Annotated in this window: 23 protein-coding genes; 6 read left to right on the plus strand and 17 right to left on the minus strand. The window is 71.2% G+C overall.

The features are described from left to right. Position 1 precedes the first annotated feature (1 nt). From H4696_RS32665 to H4696_RS32690, 6 genes are read right to left on the minus strand one after another with little or no spacing between them, the layout of a single operon-like run. Positions 2-1246 (minus strand): acyl-CoA reductase, encoded by a 1245-nt coding sequence (locus H4696_RS32665; RefSeq protein ID WP_086861953.1) that lies wholly within the window; start codon positions 1244-1246, stop codon positions 2-4. After that, positions 1243-2295 (minus strand): LuxE/PaaK family acyltransferase, encoded by a 1053-nt coding sequence (locus tag H4696_RS32670; protein WP_086861952.1) that lies wholly within the window; start codon positions 2293-2295, stop codon positions 1243-1245. Before H4696_RS32670 ends, H4696_RS32665 begins: the two co-directional genes overlap by 4 nt. After that, a complete protein-coding gene (locus H4696_RS32675) occupies positions 2292-3686 on the minus strand; it encodes an AMP-binding protein (protein WP_086861951.1) in 1395 nt (464 codons plus the stop codon). The genes H4696_RS32670 and H4696_RS32675 overlap by 4 nt, the downstream gene beginning before the upstream one ends. Next, positions 3683-4414, minus strand: a complete 732-nt coding sequence (locus H4696_RS32680; RefSeq protein WP_086861950.1) for an SDR family NAD(P)-dependent oxidoreductase — start codon at positions 4412-4414, stop codon at positions 3683-3685. Before H4696_RS32680 ends, H4696_RS32675 begins: the two co-directional genes overlap by 4 nt. Further along, positions 4407-4652, minus strand: a complete 246-nt coding sequence (locus tag H4696_RS32685) for an acyl carrier protein (protein WP_086861949.1) — start codon at positions 4650-4652, stop codon at positions 4407-4409. Before H4696_RS32685 ends, H4696_RS32680 begins: the two co-directional genes overlap by 8 nt. Positions 4653-4663: 11 nt before the next feature. Continuing rightward, positions 4664-5383, minus strand: a complete 720-nt coding sequence (locus H4696_RS32690; RefSeq protein WP_086861948.1) for an acyl-ACP--UDP-N-acetylglucosamine O-acyltransferase family protein — start codon at positions 5381-5383, stop codon at positions 4664-4666. Between the two features lie 149 nt (positions 5384-5532). Here H4696_RS32690 and H4696_RS32695 point away from each other — a divergent pair, with 149 nt between their 5' ends. Both H4696_RS32695 and H4696_RS32700 read left to right on the plus strand, forming a co-directional pair. Next, entirely contained in the window at positions 5533-6639 is a 1107-nt protein-coding gene (locus H4696_RS32695; protein ID WP_086861947.1) for a DegT/DnrJ/EryC1/StrS family aminotransferase, read from the plus strand. Next, a complete protein-coding gene (locus H4696_RS32700) occupies positions 6636-7592 on the plus strand; it encodes a Gfo/Idh/MocA family protein (RefSeq protein WP_086861946.1) in 957 nt (318 codons plus the stop codon). The genes H4696_RS32695 and H4696_RS32700 overlap by 4 nt, the downstream gene beginning before the upstream one ends. On the opposite strand, the gene H4696_RS32705 is transcribed toward H4696_RS32700, so the two are convergent. From H4696_RS32705 to H4696_RS32715, 3 genes are read right to left on the minus strand one after another with little or no spacing between them, the layout of a single operon-like run. Next, on the minus strand, positions 7589-8977 hold the full coding sequence (locus tag H4696_RS32705) for a M20/M25/M40 family metallo-hydrolase (RefSeq protein ID WP_086861945.1): 1389 nt from the start codon (positions 8975-8977) through the stop codon (positions 7589-7591). The two genes, H4696_RS32700 and H4696_RS32705, sit on opposite strands and share 4 nt — an antisense overlap. Before the next feature lie 40 nt (positions 8978-9017). Further along, positions 9018-9728, minus strand: a complete 711-nt coding sequence (locus H4696_RS32710; RefSeq protein WP_086861944.1) for a hypothetical protein — start codon at positions 9726-9728, stop codon at positions 9018-9020. After that, positions 9725-10234, minus strand: a complete 510-nt coding sequence (locus H4696_RS32715; RefSeq protein WP_086861964.1) for a SigE family RNA polymerase sigma factor — start codon at positions 10232-10234, stop codon at positions 9725-9727. The genes H4696_RS32710 and H4696_RS32715 overlap by 4 nt, the downstream gene beginning before the upstream one ends. Positions 10235-10325: 91 nt before the next feature. Between H4696_RS32715 and H4696_RS32720 the strand changes: the two genes are divergently transcribed. Then, positions 10326-10907, plus strand: a complete 582-nt coding sequence (locus H4696_RS32720; protein ID WP_143265173.1) for a hypothetical protein — start codon at positions 10326-10328, stop codon at positions 10905-10907. Positions 10908-11174: 267 nt separating this feature from the next. Here H4696_RS32720 and H4696_RS32725 read toward each other — a convergent pair whose 3' ends face one another. Genes H4696_RS32725 through H4696_RS32745 form a run of 5 tightly spaced genes read right to left on the minus strand, consistent with a single transcriptional unit; the run spans position 11175 to position 15289 of the window. Further along, entirely contained in the window at positions 11175-11339 is a 165-nt protein-coding gene (locus H4696_RS32725; RefSeq protein WP_158104348.1) for a hypothetical protein, read from the minus strand. 22 nt (positions 11340-11361) lie between these two features. Continuing rightward, the gene (locus H4696_RS32730; RefSeq protein WP_086861942.1) at positions 11362-11988 is read right to left on the minus strand and encodes an acyltransferase; all 627 of its coding nucleotides are present in this window, start codon (positions 11986-11988) and stop codon (positions 11362-11364) included. After that, positions 11975-13171, minus strand: coding sequence for a glycosyltransferase family 4 protein (locus tag H4696_RS32735; protein WP_086861941.1), 1197 nt, complete (start codon positions 13169-13171; stop codon positions 11975-11977). Before H4696_RS32735 ends, H4696_RS32730 begins: the two co-directional genes overlap by 14 nt. Before the next feature lie 32 nt (positions 13172-13203). Continuing rightward, positions 13204-14133 carry an NAD-dependent epimerase/dehydratase family protein gene (locus H4696_RS32740; RefSeq protein ID WP_086861940.1) on the minus strand — a complete coding sequence of 310 codons (930 nt, stop codon included), beginning with the start codon at positions 14131-14133 and terminating at the stop codon, positions 13204-13206. Between the two features lie 22 nt (positions 14134-14155). Further along, entirely contained in the window at positions 14156-15289 is a 1134-nt protein-coding gene (locus H4696_RS32745; RefSeq protein WP_192782659.1) for a DegT/DnrJ/EryC1/StrS family aminotransferase, read from the minus strand. A 127-nt stretch (positions 15290-15416) separates the two neighbouring features. Here H4696_RS32745 and H4696_RS32750 point away from each other — a divergent pair, with 127 nt between their 5' ends. After that, positions 15417-18506: an AfsR/SARP family transcriptional regulator gene (locus H4696_RS32750; protein WP_086861939.1), complete on the plus strand. Its 3090-nt coding sequence runs from the start codon at positions 15417-15419 to the stop codon at positions 18504-18506. A gap of 35 nt (positions 18507-18541) precedes the next feature. Continuing rightward, complete coding sequence (gene lhgO, locus H4696_RS32755) at positions 18542-19729, plus strand: L-2-hydroxyglutarate oxidase (protein ID WP_192782660.1); 1188 nt, start codon at positions 18542-18544, stop codon at positions 19727-19729. Here lhgO and H4696_RS32760 read toward each other — a convergent pair. Both H4696_RS32760 and serS read right to left on the minus strand, forming a co-directional pair. Continuing rightward, positions 19726-20721: a DUF3558 family protein gene (locus tag H4696_RS32760; protein WP_225955867.1), complete on the minus strand. Its 996-nt coding sequence runs from the start codon at positions 20719-20721 to the stop codon at positions 19726-19728. The genes lhgO and H4696_RS32760 overlap by 4 nt on opposite strands. 70 nt (positions 20722-20791) lie before the next feature. Continuing rightward, complete coding sequence (serS, locus tag H4696_RS32765) at positions 20792-22054, minus strand: serine--tRNA ligase (protein WP_086857392.1); 1263 nt, start codon at positions 22052-22054, stop codon at positions 20792-20794. A 121-nt stretch (positions 22055-22175) separates the two neighbouring features. On the opposite strand from serS, the gene H4696_RS32770 reads away from it, so the two are divergent. Then, complete coding sequence (locus H4696_RS32770) at positions 22176-23468, plus strand: aspartate aminotransferase family protein (RefSeq protein WP_086857391.1); 1293 nt, start codon at positions 22176-22178, stop codon at positions 23466-23468. Here the strand turns inward: H4696_RS32770 and H4696_RS32775 are convergent. Then, a complete protein-coding gene (locus H4696_RS32775) occupies positions 23436-24368 on the minus strand; it encodes an SDR family NAD(P)-dependent oxidoreductase (protein ID WP_086857390.1) in 933 nt (310 codons plus the stop codon). The two genes, H4696_RS32770 and H4696_RS32775, sit on opposite strands and share 33 nt — an antisense overlap. Between the last annotated feature and the right edge of the window lie 63 nt (positions 24369-24431).

Below are 24431 nucleotides of genomic sequence, written 5' to 3' on the forward strand. Positions count from 1 at the left end.
CTCAGGCCTGCACCGTGACCAGGCGGCTGAACTCGGAGAGCAGATCGTAACCGTCCCAGACCGCCGAGAACGTCAGGGCGCTGCCGAATGGCACGATCCGGTCGACTCCGCGGCCCGCCAGCTCGTGCGCGAACGCCGTCAGCTCCTCGGCGGTGAAGCCGAATTGGCTGACCGTCTGGTCCTTGCGGAGGACGATCGGCACCAGATCGGACAAAGTGGACACCTGCGCGTTCGCGAACGTGCCCGCGCCGAGCCACTCGCGGGGCAGCACCGCCGGGTCGGCCAGCTCGAGGGTCGCCAGGCCGTTGCCCTGGAACGCGATCTCCTTGACCAGGCCGTCGACCGCCGCGCCGTACGCCGACACGCGCTTCTGGACGGCCATCGCGGGCTCGGTGACGTGCTGCTTCGTCTCCAGGACCGCCGCCAGCAGGGTGCGGAACTCCTGGCCGGCCTCGCGCGCCCCGGCCTCGTCGCCGACCCAGAACACCGCGCGCGGCGACGAGCAAGCGGCCTGGTCGAACCAGTACGAGTCGTTGTAGAAGCCCTCGGCGGCCGCGCGGCGCTCCGCTTCGGAGGCCCGCTGCCAGCCCGCCACCGAGGCGACGGCGAAGGACGAGCGGTCCGGGAACGTCAGGTCACGGGCGTGCGGCGCCAGCGGGTACTTCCGGAGCGCCGCGACCGAGCCGTCGCCACCCCAGATGACGCGCAGGTCGGCGGCCAGGGACAGGGCGCCGCTCACCTCGTCGCTGCGGTCGTAGGTCACCATGCGCTGGGTCGCCGTGACGGCCTCCGCGACCGAAGCGTCCACTTCGGACAGTGCGGCGTTCAGCGCCTCCAGCACCGCCTCCGCGGCGCCCGCCGAGCGCGACGAGACCCGGACGACGTTGTGGTTGCCCGCCAGCGCGGACAGCGCCCAGGAGTAGACGAAGATCGTGTCGACGTTCGCCGGGGGCACGTGGAACACCAGGCCACGCGGGAACCGCAGCGCGCTACCCGAAGTGTCCAGAGTGGACAGCGCCTTGGCGATCTCGCCCTTGCGCAGGAAGAAGCCGAGCGACGCCAGCTCCGGGAACCGCCGGGCGGTGGCCGGGGCCAGCAGCTTGCGGGCGAACTTCGTGACGAACTCGACGATCCGCGGGTCGCCGACGCGCAGCCGGCCACCGGGCGGCTCGGCGCGCAGCTGCTCGACCAGGGAACCGACCTCGACCGGAGCCGACTCGGGGAAACGCTGGGTCAGGGAAGTCACGCCGCCGCTCCCGAGAAGGTGTCCGAACAGCCGCGGGCCTCGGCCTTGGGCAGCCGGCCGAGCACGGAGAAGTGCTTGCCCGGCCAGTCGCCGTCGTCGATGCCGTTGCAGACGCCGAGGTCTTCGGTCAGCAGCACGTGGCCCGGGTACGACGTCGGCAGCGTCGAGACGACCTCGATCACGCCCGGCTCGCCGACCGGCTGCTCTTCCCACGTCTCCGGGTTCCGGATCACGACGTCGGCGAAGTCCGGGCAGTACAGCGAGTTGCCGGACGGGCCCTCGACGAACACGGTGCCGATCTGCTCGATCATCCCGTAGTAGTTGTGGATCCGGGTGAGCCCGGTGTCTTCCTTGAAGCGCCGCCGGAACTCGGTGTTGTCGACCGCGCGGTCGATCAGCTTCTTCCAGCCACCGGAGTGGATCAGGATGCCGTTCGACAGGTCGAGGCCGTTGTCCCGCGCGACCTCGTAGAGGTACAGCCAGACCATGAAGGTGAAGCCGAAGATCAGGAAGGGCTTGTCGCCGTACTCGGCCAGGAACTTCTTGACGGCTTCGACGTCGGGCTTGTCGTTCTCGTCGAGCACGTACGTGTGCTTGCGGCCGAAGTTCGCCATGCCCAGCACGCCCGCGCCGCGCGCGGAGAACGAGCGGCGGTTCTTGATGATGCCGATGGTGTCGACCATCAGCATCGGCAGCCGCTCGCCGCCGAGGACCTCCTGCAGGGTCGCGCCGAGCTGCTTGGTCTGCGCGCCCGCCGCCTCCTTGTCCAGGTAGATCCGCGACGCGCCGGCCCCCGTCGTGCCCGACGACGTCAGCGTCTTGAAGACCTCGCTGTCCGGCACCGACTTCAGGTCGTGCGTCTTGAACATCCGCACCGGCAGCCACGGCAGGTCGGCGATCGAGCCGAAAGCCGCGTCCGGCGCGATTCCCAGCGACGACAGGATCCGGTCATAGCCTTCGGAGTTTGCCCGGTGGTGGGCCGTCAACGAGGCCAGTTCGGGCAGCAGCAAGGCCTCCCGGTCAGCCTGCGACCGAGTGAACACGCTCATACCTTCGCCTCCAGGGACCGGTAGTCGATCTTGCCGCTGGCCAGCAGCGGCACGGTGTCGATCGGGCGGACGTCGAACCCGCTGGCGTGCAGGTGCAGCCGCTCGGACAGCGCCCTCGACGCGTCCTTGCAGATCGCTTTGTCGACACCCTCCGCGAACAGCACGACCTTGTCGCCGGCGGGCACCGCCGCCACGACGTCGATCCCGACCGCCGCCGCGCGGGCCGCCTGCTCGAGGTCGTCGAGGCTGACGCGGTTGCCGAACACCTTGCCGATGCGCTTGAGCCGCCCGGTGATGAACAGGTACCCCTCTTCGTCGAGGTACCCGAGGTCACCGGTGGCGAGCACGCCGCCGTATTCGTCGCCCTTGGCCAGGCCGGACTCGTCGTCCGCGTAACCCAGCATCACATTGGGCCCACGGTAGACGACCTCACCGACAATTTTCGGGTGCGTGGTCTCCGACCCGTCGTCGCGACGGACCGAGAACTTCCCGCCCGGCAGCGCCGGCCCGGCGGAACCGAGCTTTTCGGCCAGCCGTTCGGCGGGCACGGTCGTCATCCGCGGCGCGGCCTCGGTCTGGCCGTACATGACGTACATCCGGCCGCCGACGGCCAGCATCTTGTCGTTGAACTCGGCGATCAGGTCGTCGCGCAGCTTCCCGCCGGCCTGCGTCAGCGTGCGCAGCGTCGGGTACTTCGCGGGGTCGAACTTGAGCCGCCGCAGCATTTCGTAGTGGTACGGGACGCCCGAAAGGGACGTGACGCCGTAGGTGTTCACCGCGTCCCAAAAGCCGCGGCCGAGCACGCCGGACGGCTCGATGACGATGGTCGCGTCCCGCACCAGGTGTGAGTTCAGCACCGACAGGCCGTAGCTGTAGTGCAGCGGCAGGCAGGTGGGCGCGACCTCGTCGGCGTCGATGTGCAGCACCTGCGCGATGGCGTCGGCGTTGGCCAGGATCGCCTGCCGCGAGAGCCGCACGAGCTTCGGGTTGCCGGTGGACCCGCTGGTCGGGAGCAGCACGGCCAGGTCGGGGTGCGGCTGGACGCCCTCTTCCGCGGAGCGGACCCAGTCGGAGCCCTGCACGCTGTACCCGTCGGGCGCGTCGCCCGAAGCCGACAGCACCGCCGCCGGGCGGAAGCGCGAGACCAGCCCGGCCAGCACGTCGGCGTCCAGCGCCGGGTCGATCAGCGCGATCGCCCGGCCGGATTCGAACGCGCCGAGGTAGGTCAGCACGCTCGGCAGGTCGACCGACATTCGCGCGAACACGACGCCGACCGGCAGCCCGGCCAGCTCTTCCATCCGCTTGCCGACCTCGGCCGACAGTTCCGCGCCCGCCAGCGTGCGGCCCCCGGCCACATCGACCAGCCGGGCTCCCGCACCCAACAGCGTCACAACACCAAGCCTCCGTCGACGCCCAGCACCTGACCGGTGATGAACGAAGCCTCATCACTCACCAGGAACCGGATCGCGTTCGCCACTTCTTCCGCGCGGCCGAGGCGCCCGAGGGGCGTCTTGCCGGCGTTCTCCGCCTTCGCGTCCTCGCTCAGGCCCGCGGTCAGGTCGGTTTCGATCACGCCCGGCGCGACCGCGTTGACGCGGATGCCGGACCGGCCGAGCTCCTTCGCCGCCGACTTCGCGATGTTCGCCACCGCTGCCTTCGACGCCGCGTACACCGTCTGACCGGCGCTCCCGTGCTCGCCGACGATCGAGGCGAGCACCACGATCGCGCCGGTCTTCTTCCGCATCATCGCCCGGGCCGCGGCCTGGACGGTGTGCAGCGTGCCGGCGACGTTCGTGCTCAGCGTCGTGTCGACGAGCTCCTCGCGGATCATCCCGAGGAGCGCGTCCTCCATGATCCCGGCGTTCGCCACGACGATGTCGAGCCTGCCGTGCTCCTTCGCGACGCCCCTGACCAGCGACGACACCGCTTTGGCGTCGGTGACGTCGAGGGCGAGCCCGGAGGCCGCGCCCACCGAAGCGGCCGCCTCCTTGGCCCGGGCTTCGTCCCGGCCGGTGAGCACCACCGTCGCGCCCGCCTCGGCGAGCGCGCGGGCGGTGGCCAGGCCGATCCCCCGCGTCCCGCCGGTGACGAGCGCGACGCGACCGGAAAGATCAGTCATTCTTCGACTGGAGCTCGGTGACCATGTCCACGGCGACCTTGAAGCTCGACATGTCGATGACCTGGTCGGTGTCGAACTCGACGTCGAACTCGTCCTCGATGGCCGCGACCAGCGCCATGTGGCCGACCGAGTCCCACGCCTCGAGGTCGCGGTACTTCAGGTTCTCGACGTCCACGTCGGCGTCGAGGTCCAGCGCCTCGACGAAGACCTCGCGCAGCTTGGGGGCGACATCCGCCATGGTGATTGCTCCTAGTGCTCTTCGCGCGGGCGGGCGTCCCACGCCTTTACCAAGGTAGAGAGGTCTTCGGGCAGCGTGACGTCCGGGAGACCTTCCTTGCCCTTCAGCCACGGCCCGAGCGCCTCGACGGTCGCCTCGTCGAGACCGCGGCGGGACAGGCCCACCACGTTGACGCCGGTCACGCGGGCCGGGTTGCCGACGGCGATGGTGAACGCGCCGATCTCGCGGCGCACCGCCGAGCCCATGCCGATCATCGCGCCGGGGCCGATCACGACCTTCTGGTGCAGGATCGCGCCCATGCCCAGGTTGGCGCCGTCCCAGATGTGGCAGTGGCCGCCCGTGACGGCGTTGGAAGCGATCGTCACGGCGTCGCCGACCAGGCAGTCGTGCGCGATGTGGGAGTTGCGGAGGTAGTAGCCGTCGCTGCCGACCGTCGTTGTCCGCCAGGTCCCTTGGTGGACACTCACGTACTCGCGCAGGCGGTTGCGGCTGCCGATGACCACGCCGTGGCCGTCGTGATCCGGGTCACCGACGGGGGCTTCATCCCAGGCCGCGGGGTGCGGGCGGCCGCGGTCCTCGCCGGGCGTGCCGATCGTCACGTGCGGGCCGATCCAGTTGCCGTCGCCGATGCGCGTGGGCCCGACGATCACCGCGAACGGCCCGATCACGTTGTCCTCGCCGAGTTCGACGCCTTCGCCGATGACGGCGGTCGGGTGGATGCGGTTGGCCACGGGTGGTCGTCCGTTCGTCGGCGGCTGGGTACTGGGCGTGCTACCGCGCCCGGTAACGTGTGGCCCGCGTTGTTGCAGGGCGGCCGGGCGCAGAACCGGCGGCTCACTGTACCGGACGCGCCGAAATCGCCTGCCGAGAGAGACTGCCCATGATCCCCATCACTGTGGTCGACGTCCGCGACGCGGAGGACCTCGTCGTCGAGGTGCTGCGCTCCGGCGCCATCGCACAGGGACCGATGGTCAAGCGCTTCGAAGACGCCTTCGCGGCCGTCTCCGGGACGAAGCACGCGATCGCGGTCAACAACGGGACCACCGCGCTGGTCGCCGCCCTCCAGGTCCTCGACCTGAAGCCGGGTGACGAGGTGATCACCTCGCCGTTCACCTTCGTCGCGACGCTCAACGCGATCCTCGAGGCCGGCGCGACCGTCCGGTTCGCCGACATCCGGCGCGACGACTTCGCGATCGACCCCGACGCCGTCGCGGCCGCGGTCACCGACCGCACGAAGGTGCTCATGCCGGTGCACCTCTACGGCCAGACCGCGGACATGGGCAAGCTCGGGCCGCTGGCCGCCGAGCACGGCCTCCAGGTGATCGAGGACTCGGCGCAGGCCGTCGGGGCGTCCTTCGAAGGCAAGCAGGCCGGCTCGTTCGGCATCGGCTGCTTCTCGCTGTACGCGACGAAGAACATCACCACCGCCGAGGGCGGCGTCATCACGACCGACGACGACGCGCTGGCCGACAAGCTGCGCGTGCTGCGCAACCAGGGCATGCGCGCCCGCTACCAGTACGAGGTCGCCGGGCACAACTACCGGATGACCGACCTGCACGCGGCGGTCGGCATCCCGCAGCTGGCGAAGCTCGACCAGCTGACCGCCGCCCGCCAGGCCAACGCGAAGCGGCTCTCGGAAGGCCTCGCGGGCACGCCGGGCCTCGACGTCCCGAAGGTGCTGCCGGGCCGCGAGCACGTGTGGCACCAGTACACCGTGCTGGTCGGCCCGCACGCGTTCCTCTCGCGCGACGAGCTGGCCGCGGCGCTCACCGAGCGCGGCATCGGCAACGGCATCTACTACCCCAAGATCGTCTTCGACTACGACTGCTACGCGGGTCACGACCTGATCCCGGGCGCGCGCGTCGAAGACTTCCCGGTCGCGAAGGCCGTTTCGGAGCAGGCGCTTTCGCTGCCGGTGCACCCGCACCTGACCGAGTCCGACCTGGACACCATCATCGAAACCGTTCGCGAGGTACTGGGCGCATGACGCATCGGATCGCTCTTGTCGGTACCGGGAACATGGGTTCCCTCCACGCTCGCGTGCTCGCCGGGAACGAGCGCGTCGACCTGGTCCGCGTGATCGATCCGCGCGAGGAAGCGGGCAAGGCCGTCGCCGACCGCTACGAAACCCGGTGGACACCGGAGATCGGCTCGCTGTCCGATGTGGACGCCGTCGTGCTGGCGTCGGCCACCGAAGCGCACTACGACCTGGCGCAGGAGATCCTCGGCCAGGGCAAGCCGATGCTGGTGGAAAAGCCGGTCTGCAACAGCTACGAGAAGTCCCAGGAGATCGTCGGGCTGTCGGCGAAGAAGGACGTCCCGCTGATGTGCGGGCTCCTCGAGCGCTACAACCCGGCGGTCATGACCGCGCGGGCGCTGGTGCAGGAGCCGGTGCACCTGATGGCCCGCCGCCACGGCCCGTACGCGCCGCGCATCAAGACCGGCGTCGCGTGGGACCTGCTGGTGCACGACGTCGACCTGGCGATCCAGTTCTTCGGCGGCGCGACCCCGGCCCGCGTGACGTCTGGCGCGGGGTACTTCCACCCGTCGTCGGTCGAGGGCGCGGAGGACACCATCGAAACGGTGCTGTCGTTCCCGACCGGCCTCGCCACGGTTTCGGCGTCGCGGCTGGGCCAGAAGAAGGTCCGCTCGCTGGTGGTGTCGGAGCTGGACCGGCTGATCGAGATCGACCTCCTGCGCCGCGACGTCACGATCTACCGGCACGTCTCGCACGACTCCGTCACCCCGGACGGCCTCGGCTACCGCCAGCAGACGGTGATCGAGATCCCGGAGCTGGTCACCGCCCGCGAGCCGCTGGCCACCCAGCTGGACCGCTTCTGCGACCTGCTGGAGGGCAAGGTCGACGCCGACACCGAGCGCGACCTGATCCTGCCTTCGCACCACGTCGTGGAGCAGGTGCTCACGCAGGCCGCCGCCTAGCTCACCGGCACCGGGAAGGCGGCCGGGCTCCGGCTGCCGTCGGGGCCCACCGCGCGGACGCCGAAGAAGACGTTGTCCTTGGACAGGTCGATCTTCGCCGTCCGCGCCGGGCCGACGTCGAGCGCGTGCGTCCAGTCCGGCGCCGTCGTCTCGCGCCAGAGGACCTCGTAGCCGGTGGCGCCCGGGGTGGCGTCCCAGAGCAGTTCGGAGTCGTTCGTCAGCGCGGCCGTCCGGATCTTCACGCCCTTCGGGGTGCCCGGCGCCGTCGCGAGGGACCACAGCGCGGCGCCGTTGACCCGCGCGACCCTGGCGATGAACGGGAAGTCGCAGAACTCCGGCAGATCGCCGTACTGGACGCCGTTTTCGACGCGGACGTCCTGGTGCTGGTGCGCGAAGTCCTCGTTCGGCTCGGTGAACCGCGCCGCCGGGTAGCCCTGCTCGAGGAAGCCGATGTGGTCGCCGCCGCGCAGGTAGCGGTCCCGGCGGTAGATCACGCGGACCGTCATGCCGGTCGCGTCGTTCTCCGCCACGGACTTCACGAACCGGGCCAGCTGCCGCGGCGGGGAGTCGTTCTCGCCGCCGATGCTGCGGCGCAGGTTCGCCTCGGCCGGCGTCTCCGCGGTCGGGACGCCCTCGGCGAAGAGCCGGATCGTGAACGGGTCGCGCGTGCCGTCGTCGGCCCGGCTGGCGCCGACGATGTCGTCGGTGAACATCGCCTGGACGTCGGTGCCGGCGGCCTTGAACTGCCGCGCCATGTACCGCGAGCCGTACAGGCCCTGCTCTTCGCCCGCGACAGCGGCGAAGACGATCGTGGCCGCCGGCTGCCGCGTCGAGAGCACCCGCGCCAGCTCCAGCGAAACCGCGACGCCCGAAGCGTCGTCGTCCGCGCCCGGCGCGTCCCCGGTGAAGTCCATGACGTCGGTGCGGCGCGAGTCGTAGTGCCCTGAAACGACGTACACGCGGCCCGGGTCGGTGGCGCCGTGCAGCGTCGCGACGACGTTGGTGATGGTGGTCGGCACCGGGATCCGGTCAGCGGGCGGCTGGACGTAGGACTGCAGCTCGACGGTCATCCGGCCACCGGACGCGGCCGCGATCTGCTGGTATTGCGCGAAGAGCCAGTCGCGCGCGGCGCCGATGCCGCGGACCGGGTCGTCCTGCGCGGACAGCGTGTGCCGCGTGCCGAACGCGGCCAGCCGCCGGACGGTCGCTTCGATCCGCCGTTCGTCGACCTGGCGGAGCAGGGCCCGCAGCTGGGGGCCGGGACGCTGCGGGCGGACCGGGACACCGGGCCCGCGATCGCCGGGTTCGGCGGCACCGGCCGGGGCCGCCGACGCCGCCAGTCCGAGTGCGGCCGTCGCGGTGAGGAACGCTCGTCGAGAGGTCACGGTGGGTTTCTTACGCCCGTGCCACCCTCGCGGGTACCGCCTACTTGGTGAGCCGCTTCCCGGCGGCGTCGTAGGCGATCAGCGGCGTCAGGACGGCGGAGTTCGGGACGGCGGCGGGGTCGAACCAGAAGATGACGACGTTCGGGTCCGCGGTCCACTTCGCGAGGTTCGCGTCGACGGTCTTGCCGTGCACGGTCGTCGTGATCCGCGCGACCTGGCCGGCGAAGTAGCCGAAGACGGGGATGACCTCGTCGCCGGAGAGCTCGCCGCCGTCGGTCGCGTGGAAGCCGAACGACCGGTCGGAGCCGCGGAACTCGTTGGTCATCAGCACGGACTCCAGGGTCTCCCCGGAGCGGAACCCGGCCACCAGCCCGAAGTGGGTGTCCGGCAGCTCGGGCAGGTCGACCGCCCGCGCGAAGAAGACGATCTCGCCGCGGGCGGTCTTGATCCCGGTCCCGATGACGTCTCCCACCGGCTGCTCCGCGGCGGTCGAGGGCGCCGGCGTCGGCGTCGTCACGACGGGAGCGGGCGGCTGCGCGACCGGTGCGGGCGCGGGCTGCCGCACCTGGATGGCGAAGCCGACGACGAGCACGACGACGGCCGCGGCGGCGATCCCGGCGGCGCTCGTGAGGACCCGACGGCGTCGCCGCAAGCGCGTCCCGCCGGCCATGATCGCGGCCAGATCCGGCTCGGCGAAGGGCTCGTCGGGCGGCTGCCGGAGCGCGGCGCGGAAGTCGTCGAGGTCGTTCACCGCCCACCTCCTCCGATCAGCGTGTCTTCGGTGCCCGCTTCGATCCGCAGCTTGGCCAGCGCCCGCGAATTCGTGCTCTTCACGGTACCCAGCGAAACCCCCAGCTCACGGGCCACGTCGGCTTCCGGTAGGTCGAAGAAGTGCCGGAGCACGACGACGGCGCGTTCCCGGTCGGTGAGCGTCTTGAGCACGGCGGTGAGCCAGGCCCGCTGGGTGACGGCCTTGTCGACGTCGAGGCGGTCCTGCCGTTCGGGCATCGCCTCGGTGGCGTACTCGCGGATCGGGCGCCGCCAGCCGTCGATGACGTGGTTCATCAGGACGGTGCGCGCGTAGCCGTAGGCGTCCTTGTGCCGCACCCGCGACCAGGCGGCGTAGGTGCGGGTGAACGCGGTCTGGGCGGCGTCCTCGGCCTGGTGGCGGTCGCCGGTGAGCAGGAACGCGGCGTGGGTGAGCCGGGCCGAAGACGCGCGGACGAACTCCGCGAACTCCTCGTCGCCGCGCGCCATGCTCACCCCCTGTTCCTCACCCTGCGACGGGCGGGCCGCGGAAAGGTTGCTCGTCGATCATTCGAGCGTACGCCCGGGTTAGATTGACCCCATGCGCTCACTGAGGGGGATCCTCGCCGCCGCGTGCCTGCTGACCTGCGTCGCAGCGTGTTCGGGCGGCTCCACGACCGCGGCCGCGCCCCCGCCGCCACCGCCGTCCACCTCGACGAGCAAGCCGAAGCCGACCACGCCGCCGACGCCGACCTTCACGCCGGCGGTGTCGCCGGCCAAGCTGACCGGCGCCTGTCCGCTTCTGGGCAACGTCGAGTTCGCGCAGATCCTCGGCGTCGCCTGGAACTCGCGGGAGCCGAGCGAGATGCCGCCCGAGCAGATCGGCCCCGGCAAGGCGTTCCGGTGCTCGTACCCGGTCGGCGAGCTGTACGTCCTCGCGATCCCGGGCGGCAAGTCGCCGGCCGCGATGGTCAAGCAGCTGGAGTCGGAGTGCTCGGACCCCGCGAAGCCGGTGACGGGCGCGGGTGAGCTGGCGAGCTATTGCTACGGGAAGGGCTACAGCTCGCTGGTCGTGGTGGCCAAGCACGCGCACGGCCAGCTGCGGGTCGCCGAGGTCGAAATGGGGCGCAGCCGGGCCGACGTCTGCGAATCCCTCGCGAAACTGCTCGGCGAGCGCCTTTAAACGTTGTGTAACCGATATCTCGCGCTCGGTCACAGGCGACTAGATTGTCGGACGTGCGCTTCCGTGCGCGAGCTTCGCCGCCGAGCGGACGCTGACCTGCTTCGGGGTCCGCGCGGGCGGTTTCACGACGGCGGCGCCGGCGGTCGGCGCCGGCGCTGCCGTCATCCAGCTACGGCCGCTGGGCCCGCCTGGTCGTGAGGGCATAGTCCCTTCGACCGACCGGAAGGTGAGCAGGCTGACCGGGGCGTCGAGGTCGACGATCCAGTACTACTCGATCCCGGCCTCGGGTACGCGCACCGTCAGCGGCGCCTCCGAGGGGACCAGCTCGACTCCGCTCAGCATGGAGCAGCCATCCGTCAGCCACTCGTCCACGAGGTAAGTCAGCCGGGCGGCAGCGCTCTGGTGGTGCAGCCCCGGACGCGGCCACTCCACGACACGTCAGCCTGCCGGGTCGCTACGCCGAGAAGTCCCCGGACGGCGCGCCCCAGCCGGTAGCGTCACCGCCGCGTTCTTCCGCGATCTCCCGGCGCCGCGCGTTTTCCGCCCGCACCCGGTCCACTTCGGACTGGATGTACTCCTCGTCGTACCGCTGGAACACCCGCGCCGGGTTGCCCGCCACCAGGGTGCGCGGCGGGACGTCCTTCGCCACCACCGAATTCGGCTGCACGGTCGCGAAGTCGCCGATCGTCACACCCGCCATGATGACCACCAGGCCGCCGATGAAGCAGCCCTTGCCGATCTTCACCGGTTTGCGCTCGATCAGGTCGCTGCCCGAATGGTTCTGCAGCGTCATGTTCGCCAGCCAGCTCGAGTGCGTGAAGATCAGCGTGTTCAGGCCGATGCTGGTGTGCTCGCCGATCTCCAGGCCGCCGCTCGCGTCGAGCGCCGCGCCTTCGCCGACCCAGCAGTGGTCGCCCATCTTGAGGTTCTCGGGGCTGATGATCTTCACGCGCTCGCGCACGCGGCACGTCGAGGGCAGCCCGTAGAACTGAGCGCGCTCGGCGTCGTTCATGTACTGCGAAACGAGCTCGGTCAGGATCTGCGGGCGCAGCCGGTGGCTGCGCTCGTCATCGAAGAACATCGGCTTCCGACACCAGCTTCTCAAAGGTACGAAGGTGTTCCTCCGCGACGACGTCGAGGCCGAAGTTCGACCGCACCATCTCGCTCTCGCGCTGGGCGATCTGGGCCCGGCGGTCCGGGTCGTCGAGCAGCTCGATCACCGTGCGCGCCACGGCTTCCGAATCGTCGGGACGCACCAGCAGCACGTTCTCGCCGTTGCGCAGCTCGATGCCCGGGTAGTTGTCCTCGGTGACCGACGCGATCGTCGCCGTGCCCGAGAGCATCGCCTCCAGGGACGCCGTGCCGCAGCCGCCGTTGAGGTCGTGGGTCACGATGTCCGCCGCCGCGAAGTACGCCGGGACATCCTCCTTCGGGACCGCGCCCGTGACGACCAGCGCGTCCGAGACGCCCAGTTCGGCCGCCCGCTTGAGGAACGCGTCGTGGTAGACGCGGCCGACGACGATCACCCGGACGCCGGGGTGCTTGTCCAAAATGGACGGCAGGGCTTCGATCAGCGGGAGCCGGTTGCGCAGCGGGATGACGTGGCCCAGCGAGACGATCAGCGGTGCGTCGCCGATTTCGTGCTCCGCGCGGACGTCCTTCGTCACCGGCTTCGCGAAGTGCCCGGTGTCGACCGCGATCGGGAAGTACTCCGAGTTCTCGTCGCTCGTGCCGTAGCGGTCGACGCAGTAGTCGACGCCCAGCTTGTCGAGGATGACGTACCGCGGCTTGATGTAGGCCAGCATCGGCCGCACGAGCACCGCGTCCAGCAGCCGGAACACGCCGCCGTACAGCTTGTTGTCGCTGATCAGGAGCGTGTGGATGGTCAGCAGCGTCGGGATGCCGTGCCGCCGCGCGTAGATGCCCGCGAGCCACGACAGGTCGAAGAACTGGCCGTGCAGGTGGATCGCGTCCGGCTTGAACTCGTCGAGCAGCTTCCACAGCCGTCGCCAGTTGCCAGGGCGCAGCGAGGCGAAGCTCATGTCGAAGTCGATCGACAGCCCGATCTGCGGCATCTTCACGGCCGGGAGGCGCACTACGCGATAGCCGTCGCGCTTCTCCTCGGCCGGGGCGTCGGCGTAGGCGGCCGTGATCGCCAGGACCTCGTGGCCGGCCTCGACGAACTGCGCCGCCAGCGACGCCGCCATGTGCGCGCTCCCGCCCACGCGGGGCGGGAAGAAGTTGTTCACCACCGCGATGCGCATCGCACGTCCTCGGGCCGGCCCCGCGGTGGCACTCACTCGGTTTCCTTGACCAAATCCCGCATCCCGTCTTCGACGGTGATCCGCGGCTCCCAGCCCAGCACCTCGCGGGCGCGGGTGATGTCGGCGGCGCGCCGCGAAACCAGCACGTCACGCTCGTTGAACAGCGGCTCGACGTCGACGCCGACGGCCTCGATGAGGATCTTGGCCAGCGCCGCGATCGACGTGTCGATGCCGGTGCCGATGTTGATCGGCAGGTTCGCCTGCTCCGACTCCAGCGCCGCGACGACGGCCCGCGCGAGGTCGTCGACGTGCACGAAGTCCATCGACTGGTCGCCGCGGCCGTCGATGATCGGCGGCTGGCCGGCGCGCAGGCGCTGGATGAAGTGGTTGATCACCGAGGTGTAGTAGGCCTCGATCTTCTGGCCGGGGCCGTACACGTTGAAGAACCGCAGCGCGTTCCAGGACAGGCCCTTGGTGCGCTCGTAGAAGCCGAGCATGTCCTCGCCCGCGCGCTTCGAGATGCAGTACGGCGTGAGCGGCTTGAGCTCGTCGTCCTCGTGCATCGGCAGCCGCTTCGGGTCGCCGTAGACCGACGCGGTCGAAGCGAACACCAGCCGCTCGACGCCTTCGTCCGCGGCCGCGGCGAAGACGTTGTGGTTGCCGATCATGTTGATGTCGATCGACTCGTGCGGGTCGGCGATCGACTTGTTGATCGACACCGTCGCGAAGTGGATGACGTGCGTGCAGCCGCGCATGGCCTCGCGCACCGCACCGCCGTAGCGGACGTCCTTTTCGACCAGTTCGACCTGGCCGGTGGCGACGAACTCGTTGACGCGGGCGCGGTCGCCGCGGGTCATGTTGTCGAAGATCCGGACCGTGTAGCCACCCTCGATCAGCAGCGGGATGACGTGCGCGGCGATGAACCCACCGCCCCCGGTGAAGAGCACCTTCTTGTCGGACACCAATTTCTCCTCGGTAGGGGCTTCAGGACAGGGACTGCACGGCTTCGCGCACGACCTCGCCGACGCGGGTGACCTCGGCGTCGGTGAGGTTGGCGTGCATCGGGATCGCGAGCTGACGCGCGAACGCGTCCGCCGAGACGGGCAGCGGCGCCTGGGGGCCGTAGATCGGCTGGAGGTGGGAGGCGTAGGTGCCGAAGTTGCACTGGACGCCCTGCTCGCGGATCCGCAGGGCCAGCGCGTCGCGGCTGAGTTCCGGCGCGACCGTGAGCAGGTAGGCCTGCCACGGGTGCTCCCGATCGGACAGTTCCACCGGGACGGTCAGCGCGTCGACGTCGTCGAAGGCCTCGTGGTAGCGCTTCGCGACCGAGCGGCGGGCGGCGAGGAGGTCGGGCAGCCGGTCGAGCTGGACGTTCATGATCGCGGCCTGGACGTCCGACAGCCGGAAGTTGTAGCCGAGCTCGTGGAACTCCGGGATCGGCAGCGTGGCCGAGCCCTCGCGGCTGATCGCCGGCTCGATGCCGTAGGTGTGCAGCTTGCGGGCGTGCGCGATGAGGTCCTCGCGGTCCGAGACGAGCGCGCCGCCCTCGCCGGCGGTGATGCCCTTGCGGCCGTGGAAGGAGAACGCGGCGAGGTCGGCGAGGCTGCCGGCGGGCCGCGTCTTGTACGTCGCGCCGGCGGCGCACGCGGCGTCCTCGAACAGCCAGAGGCCGTGCTTGTCGGCGATCGCGCGGTACTCGTCGAAGTCACCGGGCTGGCCGGCGACGTCGACGGCGAGGATGCCGACGGTCTTCGCGGTGATCAGCGACTCGACGTGGGCCGGGTCGGCGCTGAAGACGTCCGGGCGGATGTCGGCGAAGACCGGCTTCGCGCCCGCTTGGACGACGGCGTGGCCGGTCGCCGGGAACGTGTAGTCGCCGACGATCACCTCGTCGCCCGGCCGGACGCCGAGGACCTTGAGCCCCAGGAAGAGCGCCGAACCGCAGTTCGCGGTCGTCAAGGCGTGCGCGGTGCCGGTGACCTGGGCGAACCGCTCTTCGAAACGGCGGCACGCCGGACCGGCGCCGGCCAGCCAGCCGGATCGGAAGACCTCGGCGACGGCGGCGAGTTCTTCCTCGCCGACGGTCGGCTGACCTAGGGCAATGCTGTCGGACGGCATACCTCTCCCATTGCGTGGGGACCCGGCGAAGTGTATATACGCACGCTCAGCTGATTCACAGGCCCACGCCGTACTCCACTTTCGAGTGACACCCGCCGAGGCCCGATCGACGCCCTACGCTGGGCGCATGCGATTCGGGGTGCTGGGGGCCGTCGCCGCGTGGGCGCCGGACGGCACGCAGGTGGCGGTGGGCGGGCCGCGCTCGCGGACGCTGCTGGCGTTGCTGGCGCTGGACGCCGGGCGGTTCGTCCCGGCCGAGCGGCTGATCGACGGCATGTACGGCGAATACCCGCCGGACGGCGCCGCGAACGCGCTCCAGTCCCAAGTGTCGCGGCTGCGGACGGCGCTGAAGGAACTTGCCTCGGTCGAGTTCACCGCGGCCGGGTACCGGCTGGCCGTCGCACCGGACGAAGTGGACGTTCACGCTTTCGAACGCCTGGCGCGCGAAGGCCGTGCGCTGCTGAAGAACGGCGAAGCCACGCGGGCCGCGGAGCTGCTGGGCGACGCGCTGGCACTGTGGCGCGGCCCGGCGTTCAGCGACCTGGCGGACGCGCCGTTCGCCGCCGCCCAGGCCGCGCGGCTCGACGAGCTGCGGGCCGACGCGGCGGACGACCACGTCGAGGCCCGGCTGGCGCTGGGGCAGGCCGAAGACGTCCTGACCGGACTGCGGGAGACCGTCGCCGCGCGGCCGCTGCGGGAACGGCCGCGGGCCCAGCTCGTGCGGGCGCTGGCCGCGGCGGGCCGGCCCGCGGACGCGCTGGCCGCGTTCGAGGACGCCCGCCGCACGCTGGCCGACGAGCTGGGCGCCGATCCCGGCGCGGAACTCGCCGAAGCCCACCTCGCCGTGCTCCGCGGCGAGACCGAGAAGCCGGTGATCCCGGCGCTGCCCGCCCAGCTGACCAGCTTCGTCGGCCGTGACACCGAACTGCGGCAGGTCGCGGAGCTGCTGGCGCGCAGCCGGCTCGTGACGCTGACCGGGCCGGGCGGCACCGGCAAGACCCGGCTGGCCATCGAAGTCACGGCGGCCGAACCCGGGCCGGTCGCGTTCGTCGAGCTCGCCCCGCACGAAGGCGACGGCGTCGTCCACGCGGTGCTGACCGCGCTCGGCCTGCGGGACGGCTCGCGCGGCGGCCCGCAGGATCCGGTCGAGCGGCTGATCGGCGCGTTGCGCGACCGGACGACGCTGCTGGTGCTCGACAACTGCGAGCACGTCGTCGACGTCGCGGCCCGGCTGACCGCGCGGCTGCTCGGCGCGTGCCCGGGGCTGCGGGTGCTGGCGACCAGCCGGGAACCGCTCGGCATCACCGGCGAGCAGCTGGCCCCGGTGCCGCGGCTGGCCGTCCCGCCGCCCGGGACGCCCGCCGGGCAGGCGGGCGGGTTCGCCGCGATCCGGCTCTTCGCCGACCGCGCCGCCGCGAGCGATCCCGCGTTCGCGCTCGACGAGAGCACGATCGGCGACGTCCAGCACATCTGCGCGGCCCTCGACGGCCTGCCGCTGGCGCTGGAGCTGGCCGCGGCCCGGGTCCGGGCCCTGCCCGCCGGCGAGATCGCGGCCCGGCTCGACGACCGGTTCCGGCTGCTGGCCCGCGGCAGCCGGACGGCCGAGGCGCGGCACCGCTCGCTGCGCGGCGTCGTCGAGTGGAGCTGGGACCTGCTCGACGACGAGGAGCGCGAGCTGGCGCGGCGGCTCACGGTGTTCTCCGGCGGCGCGACCGCCGCGGCCGCCGCCGAGGTGTGCGGCGCCGACGTCGACCTGCTGCCGGAGCTGGCGGGCAAGTCCTTCGCCGAGGCGGTCGGCGGCCGGTTCCGGATGCTGGAGACGATCCGCGCGTTCGGCGCGGAGAAGCTCGCCGAAGCGGGCGAGACCGACCGGATCCACCGCGCGCACGCCGAGTACTTCCTGCGGTTCGCCGAGGAAGCCGACCCGATGCTGCGGACCGCGGCGCAGCTGGAGTGGCTCGACCGGATCGACGCCGAGTACGACAACGTCCTGGCCGCCCTGCGCTGGGCCACCGCGCACGACGTCGTGCTCGCGCTGCGGCTGGTGCCGCCGCTCGCGATGTACTGGTGGATGCGCGGCCGGCGGTTCGAGGGCGCCGGGTTGTCGCTGGAGGTCGTTTCGCGCTGTTCCCCGGAGGTCCAGGAGCAGTACCCCGAGGAGTTCCTGGTGTGCGTGCTCGGCGCGCTGGCCGGGCACCCCCACGAGACACTGGAGCAGTACCTCCCGCTGGTCCGCCGGTACGCGGTCGGCGGCGACTGGACGCCCCGGAACCCGATGCTGGTGATGCTGATGGGCGTCGTCGCCGGGCCGCCCGCCGACGACGAGCAGATGCTCGGCCGCGGCAAGGGACTGCTCACCCGCGGCGACGCGTGGGGCTGGGCGTTGCTGCCGATGGGCGTCGGCCTGCGCGCGATGATGACCGGCGAGCTGGCCGAGGCCGAGGACGGGCTGCGCGAGGGCGCGGCGCAGTTCCGCGCGCTCGGCGAGCGGTGGGGCCTGTCGATGGCGCTGGACCACCTGTCGCAGCTGCTGACGTGGCGGGGCGAGCACGAAGCCGCGCTGCCGCTGATGGACGAGGCACTGGGCCTGATGCACGAGATCGGCGCGACCGACGACGTCGCCGACCTGATCTGCCGCCGCGCGTGGACCCGGCTGCTCTCGGGCGACCGCGCGGGCGCCCAGGCCGACTACGACCTCGCGGCGGCGACCGCCCGGCGCGCGGGCATGCCGGAGTCCCGCGCGTCGGCGTACGTCGGCCTGGCGAACCTGGCGCGGTACGAAGGCGACCTGGCCGCGGCCCGGTCGCTGAACGAGCGCGCGCTGGCGGAGTGCCCCGGCGGGTCGTTCGCGGCGGAGACGGCCCGGGCGAGCGCGATGATCTCGCTGGGCTGGCTGGCGGTGGCGGAAGGACGTCCGGCGGAGGCGGCCCGGCTGCACCGGGAGGCGCTGCTGGCGGGGCACCGGTGGCACGCGGGGGACGTCGTCGCGTTCGCGCTGGAGGGCCTGGCCGGCGCCGCCCAGCCGGAACCGGCCGCGCTCCTGCTCGGCGCGGCCGCGGGGGTCCGGGGAACGGCGATCGCGGCCGACCCGGACGCCGGCGCGGTGCGGGCCCGGGTGCGGGAATCGCTGGGCGCGGAGGGCTTCGAACGGGCGTACGCGACCGGGGCGGGGATGAGCGCGCAGAAGGCGCTGACCGCGGCCGGTCTGGCGGGCTGACCGAAGACCCGCGCTCTCGCGTAGCCTGGTCGATCGTGCGCAACGTGGTGGTCGTCGGGGGCGGGATCGTCGGTCTGGCCGTGGCCTGGGAACTCACCAGGCGAGGGCTGGACGTCACCGTGCTGGAGAAGGAGTCCCGGTGGGCGGCCCACCAGACCGGGCACAACTCGAACGTCGTGCACGCGGGGCTCTACTACAAGCCCGGTTCGTTCAAGGCGCGGATGTCCGTCGCCGGCAACCGGTCCATCGTGGACTTCGCGCGCCAGTACGGCGTGCCGGTCGAGGTGTGCGGGAAGCTCGTCGTCGCCACCGACGAACGCGAGATCCCCGCGCTGAACACCCTCGCCGAGCGGGCCGAAGCCAACGGCGTCCCGGCCAAGAAGATCTCGCCAGCGGAAGCCCGCGAGTACGAGCCCGAGGTCTCGTGCGTCGCCGCGCTGCGGGTCGAGTCCACCGGGATCATCGACTTCCCCGCCGTCTGCCACGCGCTCGTCCGGCTGCTCGACGAAGCCGGCGTCGACCTGCGCCTCGACAGTCCCGCGCTGGCCATCCGGGCCGGCGCGAACGGCGGGGTCGAGGTCGCCACCGGCGGCGACGTCGTCGTCGCGGACGCCCTCGTCAACTGCGCCGGCCTGCACTCCGACCGCGTCGCGCGGATGGCCGGCATCACGCCGTCGGCGAAGATCGTGCCGTTCCGCGGCGAGTACTACGAGCTCAAGCCGGAGCGCCGCGGCCTGGTCAAGGGCCTGATCTACCCGGTGCCGGACCCGACGCTGCCGTTCCTCGGCGTGCACCTCACGCGGATGCTCGACGGCAGCGTGCACGCCGGCCCGAACGCCGTGCTCGCGCTGCGCCGCGAGGGCTACCGCTGGGGCGACTTCTCCGCGAAGGACGTCGCCGAGGTCGCGGCCTTCCCCGGCGTCTGGCGGCTCGCGAAGAAGTACGCGTTCCCGACCGGGCTCGACGAGGTCCGCCGCTCGTTCTCGAAGAAGCGCTTCGCCGCCAGCCTCGCCCGGCTCGTCCCGGCCGTCACCGAGGACGACATCGTCCGCCACGGCTCCGGCGTCCGCGCCCAGGCCATGCGCCGCGACGGCTCGCTCGTCGACGACTTCCTCATCGAGACCGCGCGCGACCAGGTGCACGTCCTGAACGCGCCGTCACCGGCCGCGACGAGCGCGCTGGAGATCGCGCGCCACATCGCCGACCAGGTGTCCGACGGCTAGCCCGGCAGGTTCGGCGTCACCAGCGGCAGGGCCTGCTTGACGATGTCGCAGGTCTTGGTGTCGTCCCCGATGAACCCGCTGACCACCTGGATCGACGACGTCTCGGTGACCGGCAGCGTCGCACCGCAGGTCGCCCGCAGGCCGCCCATGTTCGGGTACAGGCCCCACTTCTTGCCGCCGACGTCGATGGTCTCGGTCGGGTTGACGCCCTTCGCGCCGGGCCAGTCCGCCACCGGCGTGCTGGGGCCGAACCAGACTTCGAAGGCCTTCTGGCCCTCGTCGCCGTCGGTGTCGTCCCAGAGGCAGTAGGTCGAGTTCGGGATCACGGTCGAGTTGGTCTTCTCGCCGTCGGGCGAGATGTTCTTCAGCTGCGCCACCTGGTCCGGCTTGAGCGTCGCGCACGGGTCGGCCGACAGCAGCGGTCCGCCCGGCTCCGGCTTCGCCGAGGTCTGCGGCGTGATCGGCGGCGCGTCCTGCCCGCCGGGCAGGTGCGCCGCGGCCTGCGGGATCGCCAGCTTCACCAGTTCGCACGACTTCTCGAGCTTGCCCGTCGAGACGCCGACGAAGGCGAACGACTTGTCGCCGAGCGAGGCGTAGAACGTGCAGTCGTCGGGGAGGATCGAGCCGTACTGCGTCCAGGTGAGCCCGCCGATCTCCTGCGGCGAGGACTTCGGGACGGCGCCGGCGATGTACTCGTTGAAGTCCATGTCCGTCGCGAGACCGATGCTGAGCACGGCCGTCAGGTCGTCGTTGTCCTTCAAGCTCCAGAAGCACGTCGGCGGCTGGAGGCGGTCCTTGTCCTCCGGCACCGATTTGCCGGGCTGCTGGTAGCCGAGGGCGTCGACCTGGGCTTCGTCGAGCAGCTTGCAGGCGTCTACGGCCTTGACGACCGGGCCCTGGCCGGGCACCGGCGACGCCGAACCGCCGACCGCCACCGTGCACCCGGTCACCACGGTCGCCGCGGCCAGCGCCACCGCCACCTGCCACTTCATGCGCATGAATCCTCCCGTTCGGCCCGGACTGTACTGGGACGAACGGACGAGCACCGCGGATCCGCCCGATTCAGCGAGGGGTGAGGACTTCCTTGCCGCCGACGAACGGGCGCAGCGCCTCCGGCACGCGGACCGAGCCGTCCTCCTGCTGGTGGTTCTCGACGATCGCGACGATCCACCGGGTGGTGGCCAGCGTGCCGTTGAGTGTCGCGGCGATCTGCGGCTTGCCGTTCTCGTCGCGGTAGCGGACCGAGAGGCGGCGGGCCTGGAACGTCGTGCAGTTCGACGTCGAGGTCAGCTCGCGGTAGGTGTCCTGGGTCGGGATCCACGCCTCGCAGTCGAACTTGCGGTGCGCGGACGTGCCGAGGTCGCCGGTCGCGGTGTCGATCACCCGGTAGGGCACCTCGATCTTGGCGAGCATCTGCTCTTCCCAGCCGAGCAGCTTCGCGTGCTCCGCCTCGGCGTCGGCCGGCTTGGCGTAGACGAACATCTCGACCTTGTCGAACTGGTGCACGCGGATGATGCCGCGGGTGTCCTTGCCGTACGAGCCGGCCTCGCGGCGGTAGCAGGACGACCAGCCCGCGTACCGCTTCGAGCCCTCGTCGAGCTCGAGGATCTCGCCGGAGTGGAAGCCGGCGAGCGGCACCTCCGACGTCCCGACCAGGTACAGGTCGTCTTCCTCGAGGTGGTAGATCTCGCTCGAGTGCGAGCCGAGGAAGCCGGTGCCCGCCATGACCTCGGGGCGGACCAGCGACGGGGTGATCATCGGCGTGAAGCCGTTTTCGAGCGCCTGCGCGATGGCCATGTTGAGCAGGCCGAGCTGCAGCTGCGCGCCGACGCCGGTGAGGAAGTAGAACCGCGAGCCCGACACCTTCGCGCCGCGCTCCATGTCGACGCCGCCGAGGCCTTCGAGCAGCTCGAGGTGGTCCTTCGGGGCGAAGTCGAACTTCGTCGGCTCGCCGACGTGCTTGACCACGGCGAAGTCGTCCTCGCCGCCGACGGGCGCGTCCGGGTGCACCAGGTTCGGCACGGTCCGGAAGAGCTGGTCGAACTCCTCCGACGCGGTGTTCTGCTCCGCCTCGGCCGCCTTGACCTGCGCGGCGAGCTCCTTGGCCGTGGCCAGCAGCTGCTGCTTCTCCTCCGGCGGGGCCTTCGGGATCTGCTTGCCCAGGAGCTTCTGCTCGTTGCGCAGCTTGTCCGCGGCCGCGATCGAAGACCGGCGCCGGGTGTCGAGGGAGAGCAGCTTGTCGACCACTCCCTCGTCTTCACCACGAGCGCGCTGCGACGCGCGCACGGCTTCCGGGTCATCGCGCAGAGTCCTGGGGTCAATCACGAAGACAGAGGGTAGTCCGTACAGACTGTGCGGCCCTACTGGGTTATCCCGACAGTCTGATCGTTGAAGGGCTGTTCACGGGCTCCTCATACTCCAGGGAAACCCCGGAGGAGGCGCCCCGATGACCGACGAGCTGCTCGCCCGGCACCGCGCAGTCATGCCGTCCTGGATGTCCCTGCTCTACGAAGAGCCGATCGAGATCGTGCACGCGCACGACCGGCGCATGACGGATTCCCAGGGCCGCACCTACCTCGACTTCTTCGCCGGGGTGCTGACCAACTCGATGGGCTACGACGTCGCCGAGATCGGCGACGCGGTCCGCAAGCAGCTCGACACCGGCATCCTGCACACGTCGACGCTGTACCTGATCCGCTCGCAGGTGGAGCTGGCCGAGCGGATCGCGAAACTGTCGAACATCCCGGACGCGAAGGTGTTCTTCACCAACTCCGGCAGCGAGGCCAACGACACCGCGCTGATGCTCGCGACGCAGTTCCGGCGCAGCAACCAGGTGCTGGCCATGCGGAACTCCTACCACGGCCGGTCCTTCGGGACGGTCGCGATCACGGGCAACCGCGGCTGGTCGGCGTCGGCGCTGAGCCCGGTCAAGGTGAACTACGTCCACGGCGGGTACCGCTACCGCAGCCCGTTCCGGGATCTGTCCGACGCGGACTACATCAAGGCCTGCGTCGCGGACCTCGTAGACGTCCTCGACACCGCGACCGCGGGCGACGTGGCCTGCCTGATCGCCGAGCCCATCCAGGGCGTCGGCGGGTTCAGCCTCCCGCCGGACGGGCTGTTCCGGGCGATGAAGGAGGTCCTCGACGCCTACGGCGTGCTGTTCGTCTCCGACGAGGTCCAGACCGGCTGGGGCCGCACCGGCGAGCACTTCTGGGGCATCGACGCACACGGCGTGACCCCGGACATGATGACGTTCGCGAAGGGGCTGGGGAACGGCCTCGCGGTCGGCGGGGTCGTGGCCCGCGGGGACGTCTTGGACTGCTTCCAGGCCCAGTCGTTCTCGACGTTCGGCGGCAACCCCGTGTCGATGGCCGGGGCGACGGCGGTGCTGGACTACATCAAGGACCACGACCTCCAGGCGAACTGCGCGGCTCGCGGGGCGCAGCTGATTTCCGGACTGCGTGCTTCGGACAGCCCGATCGTGGCCGAAGTGCGGGGCAAGGGCCTGATGATCGGCGTCGAGCTGATCAAGCCGGGCACGACCGAACCGAACGTGCCGGCGGCGGCGCGGATGCTGGAGGAGACGAAGAAGCGCGGGCTGCTGATCGGCAAGGGCGGCCTGCACGGCAACGTGCTGCGCCTCGGCCCTCCGATGACGCTCACCGCCGACGAAGCCCAGGAGGGGCTGGACATCCTGCTCGACTCACTGGCGGCCACCCACGCGGCGCTCGCCTAGCAGCTCGGCGGTCGCTTCCCACAGCCGGCGCTCACGATCACGGTCGTGGGCGACCGGCTGGACCGCCGTCAGCTTGTCCTTGAGCACGAACGCGCCGTCGCGCAGGTGCGCCCACTTCTCGTCGACGGCCATCGCGGCGAGCAGCGGTCCCGAGCGCTCCGGCGTCGAGACACCCGGGATCCGGGCCAGGGCGCGGCTCATCGCCTGGAACGCCGCGGGAGCGCCGCGGCCCAGCGCGGTGCCGGGCATCCAGCCCGGTTCGAACACGGACACGTGGACGTCCGTGTGCCGCTGGAGTTCGTGGGCGTAGTACAGGATCGCCAGCTTGGCGTTGGAGTAGGCGACGCCGGAGGCTTCCATGCTCGGCTCGCCGGTGCCCGGGCGGGCCAGCTCGACGGGGTCCGCCCAGTCCGCCTCGGCGACGTGGAGGAGCTTGCGCCAGAAGTTGGCGTGGTAGGTGTTCGAGCCGAGCAGCACGACCCGCGCCGGGGTGGTGAACGAGCCGAGCAGGTCGCCGATCAGCTGGGCGTGGGCCAGGTAGTTGACGGCGAAGGTCAGCTCGTAGCCGTCGGCCGACGCCCGCCGGGTGTCGGCCGACATCACCCCGGCGTTGGCGATCAGCGCGCGCAGCGGACGGACGGCGCCGGTGTCGAGCAGTTCGCGCGCGGTGGCCGCGGCGGCCCGGACGTCGGCGAGGCTCGCCAGGTCGCAGCCGATCTCGCGGACCTTCGCGCCGAGCGCGCGGGCTTCGTCGGCGACGGCGGTCAGGTCGCGGCCCGCGCGGCCGACGAGCAGCAGGTCGGGACGCTGCTTCTCGGGACGGCGGGCGAGAGCCAGCACGGTGTGGCGGCCCAGGTTGCGGGTCGGGCCGGTGATGAGGACGGTTCCGGGTTCGGTCATGGCCCCAACCTGCGACGACGGGCGGGCCGCACCCAGTCGTCCGGTTTTCGTAGGACTGCCAGG

Source organism: Amycolatopsis lexingtonensis, from assembly GCF_014873755.1.
Classification (GTDB): Bacteria; Actinomycetota; Actinomycetes; order Mycobacteriales; family Pseudonocardiaceae; genus Amycolatopsis; species Amycolatopsis lexingtonensis.

Excerpts from the sequence above, each read along its gene's own strand:
- H4696_RS32670 (WP_086861952.1), bottom strand. The coding sequence starts at position 2,295 with ATGAGCGTGTTCACTCGGTCGCAGGCTGACCGGGAGGCCTTGCTGCTG.
- H4696_RS32680 (WP_086861950.1), bottom strand. The coding sequence starts at position 4,414 with ATGACTGATCTTTCCGGTCGCGTCGCGCTCGTCACCGGCGGGACGCGG.
- H4696_RS32685 (WP_086861949.1), bottom strand. The coding sequence starts at position 4,652 with ATGGCGGATGTCGCCCCCAAGCTGCGCGAGGTCTTCGTCGAGGCGCTG.
- H4696_RS32695 (WP_086861947.1), top strand. The coding sequence starts at position 5,533 with ATGATCCCCATCACTGTGGTCGACGTCCGCGACGCGGAGGACCTCGTC.
- H4696_RS32700 (WP_086861946.1), top strand. The coding sequence starts at position 6,636 with ATGACGCATCGGATCGCTCTTGTCGGTACCGGGAACATGGGTTCCCTC.
- H4696_RS32715 (WP_086861964.1), bottom strand. The coding sequence starts at position 10,234 with ATGGCGCGCGGCGACGAGGAGTTCGCGGAGTTCGTCCGCGCGTCTTCG.
- H4696_RS32720 (WP_143265173.1), top strand. The coding sequence starts at position 10,326 with ATGCGCTCACTGAGGGGGATCCTCGCCGCCGCGTGCCTGCTGACCTGC.
- H4696_RS32730 (WP_086861942.1), bottom strand. The coding sequence starts at position 11,988 with ATGTTCTTCGATGACGAGCGCAGCCACCGGCTGCGCCCGCAGATCCTG.
- H4696_RS32735 (WP_086861941.1), bottom strand. The coding sequence starts at position 13,171 with ATGCGCATCGCGGTGGTGAACAACTTCTTCCCGCCCCGCGTGGGCGGG.
- H4696_RS32745 (WP_192782659.1), bottom strand. The coding sequence starts at position 15,289 with ATGCCGTCCGACAGCATTGCCCTAGGTCAGCCGACCGTCGGCGAGGAA.
- H4696_RS32750 (WP_086861939.1), top strand. The coding sequence starts at position 15,417 with ATGCGATTCGGGGTGCTGGGGGCCGTCGCCGCGTGGGCGCCGGACGGC.
- H4696_RS32760 (WP_225955867.1), bottom strand. The coding sequence starts at position 20,721 with ATGAAGTGGCAGGTGGCGGTGGCGCTGGCCGCGGCGACCGTGGTGACC.
- H4696_RS32770 (WP_086857391.1), top strand. The coding sequence starts at position 22,176 with ATGACCGACGAGCTGCTCGCCCGGCACCGCGCAGTCATGCCGTCCTGG.
- H4696_RS32775 (WP_086857390.1), bottom strand. The coding sequence starts at position 24,368 with ATGACCGAACCCGGAACCGTCCTCATCACCGGCCCGACCCGCAACCTG.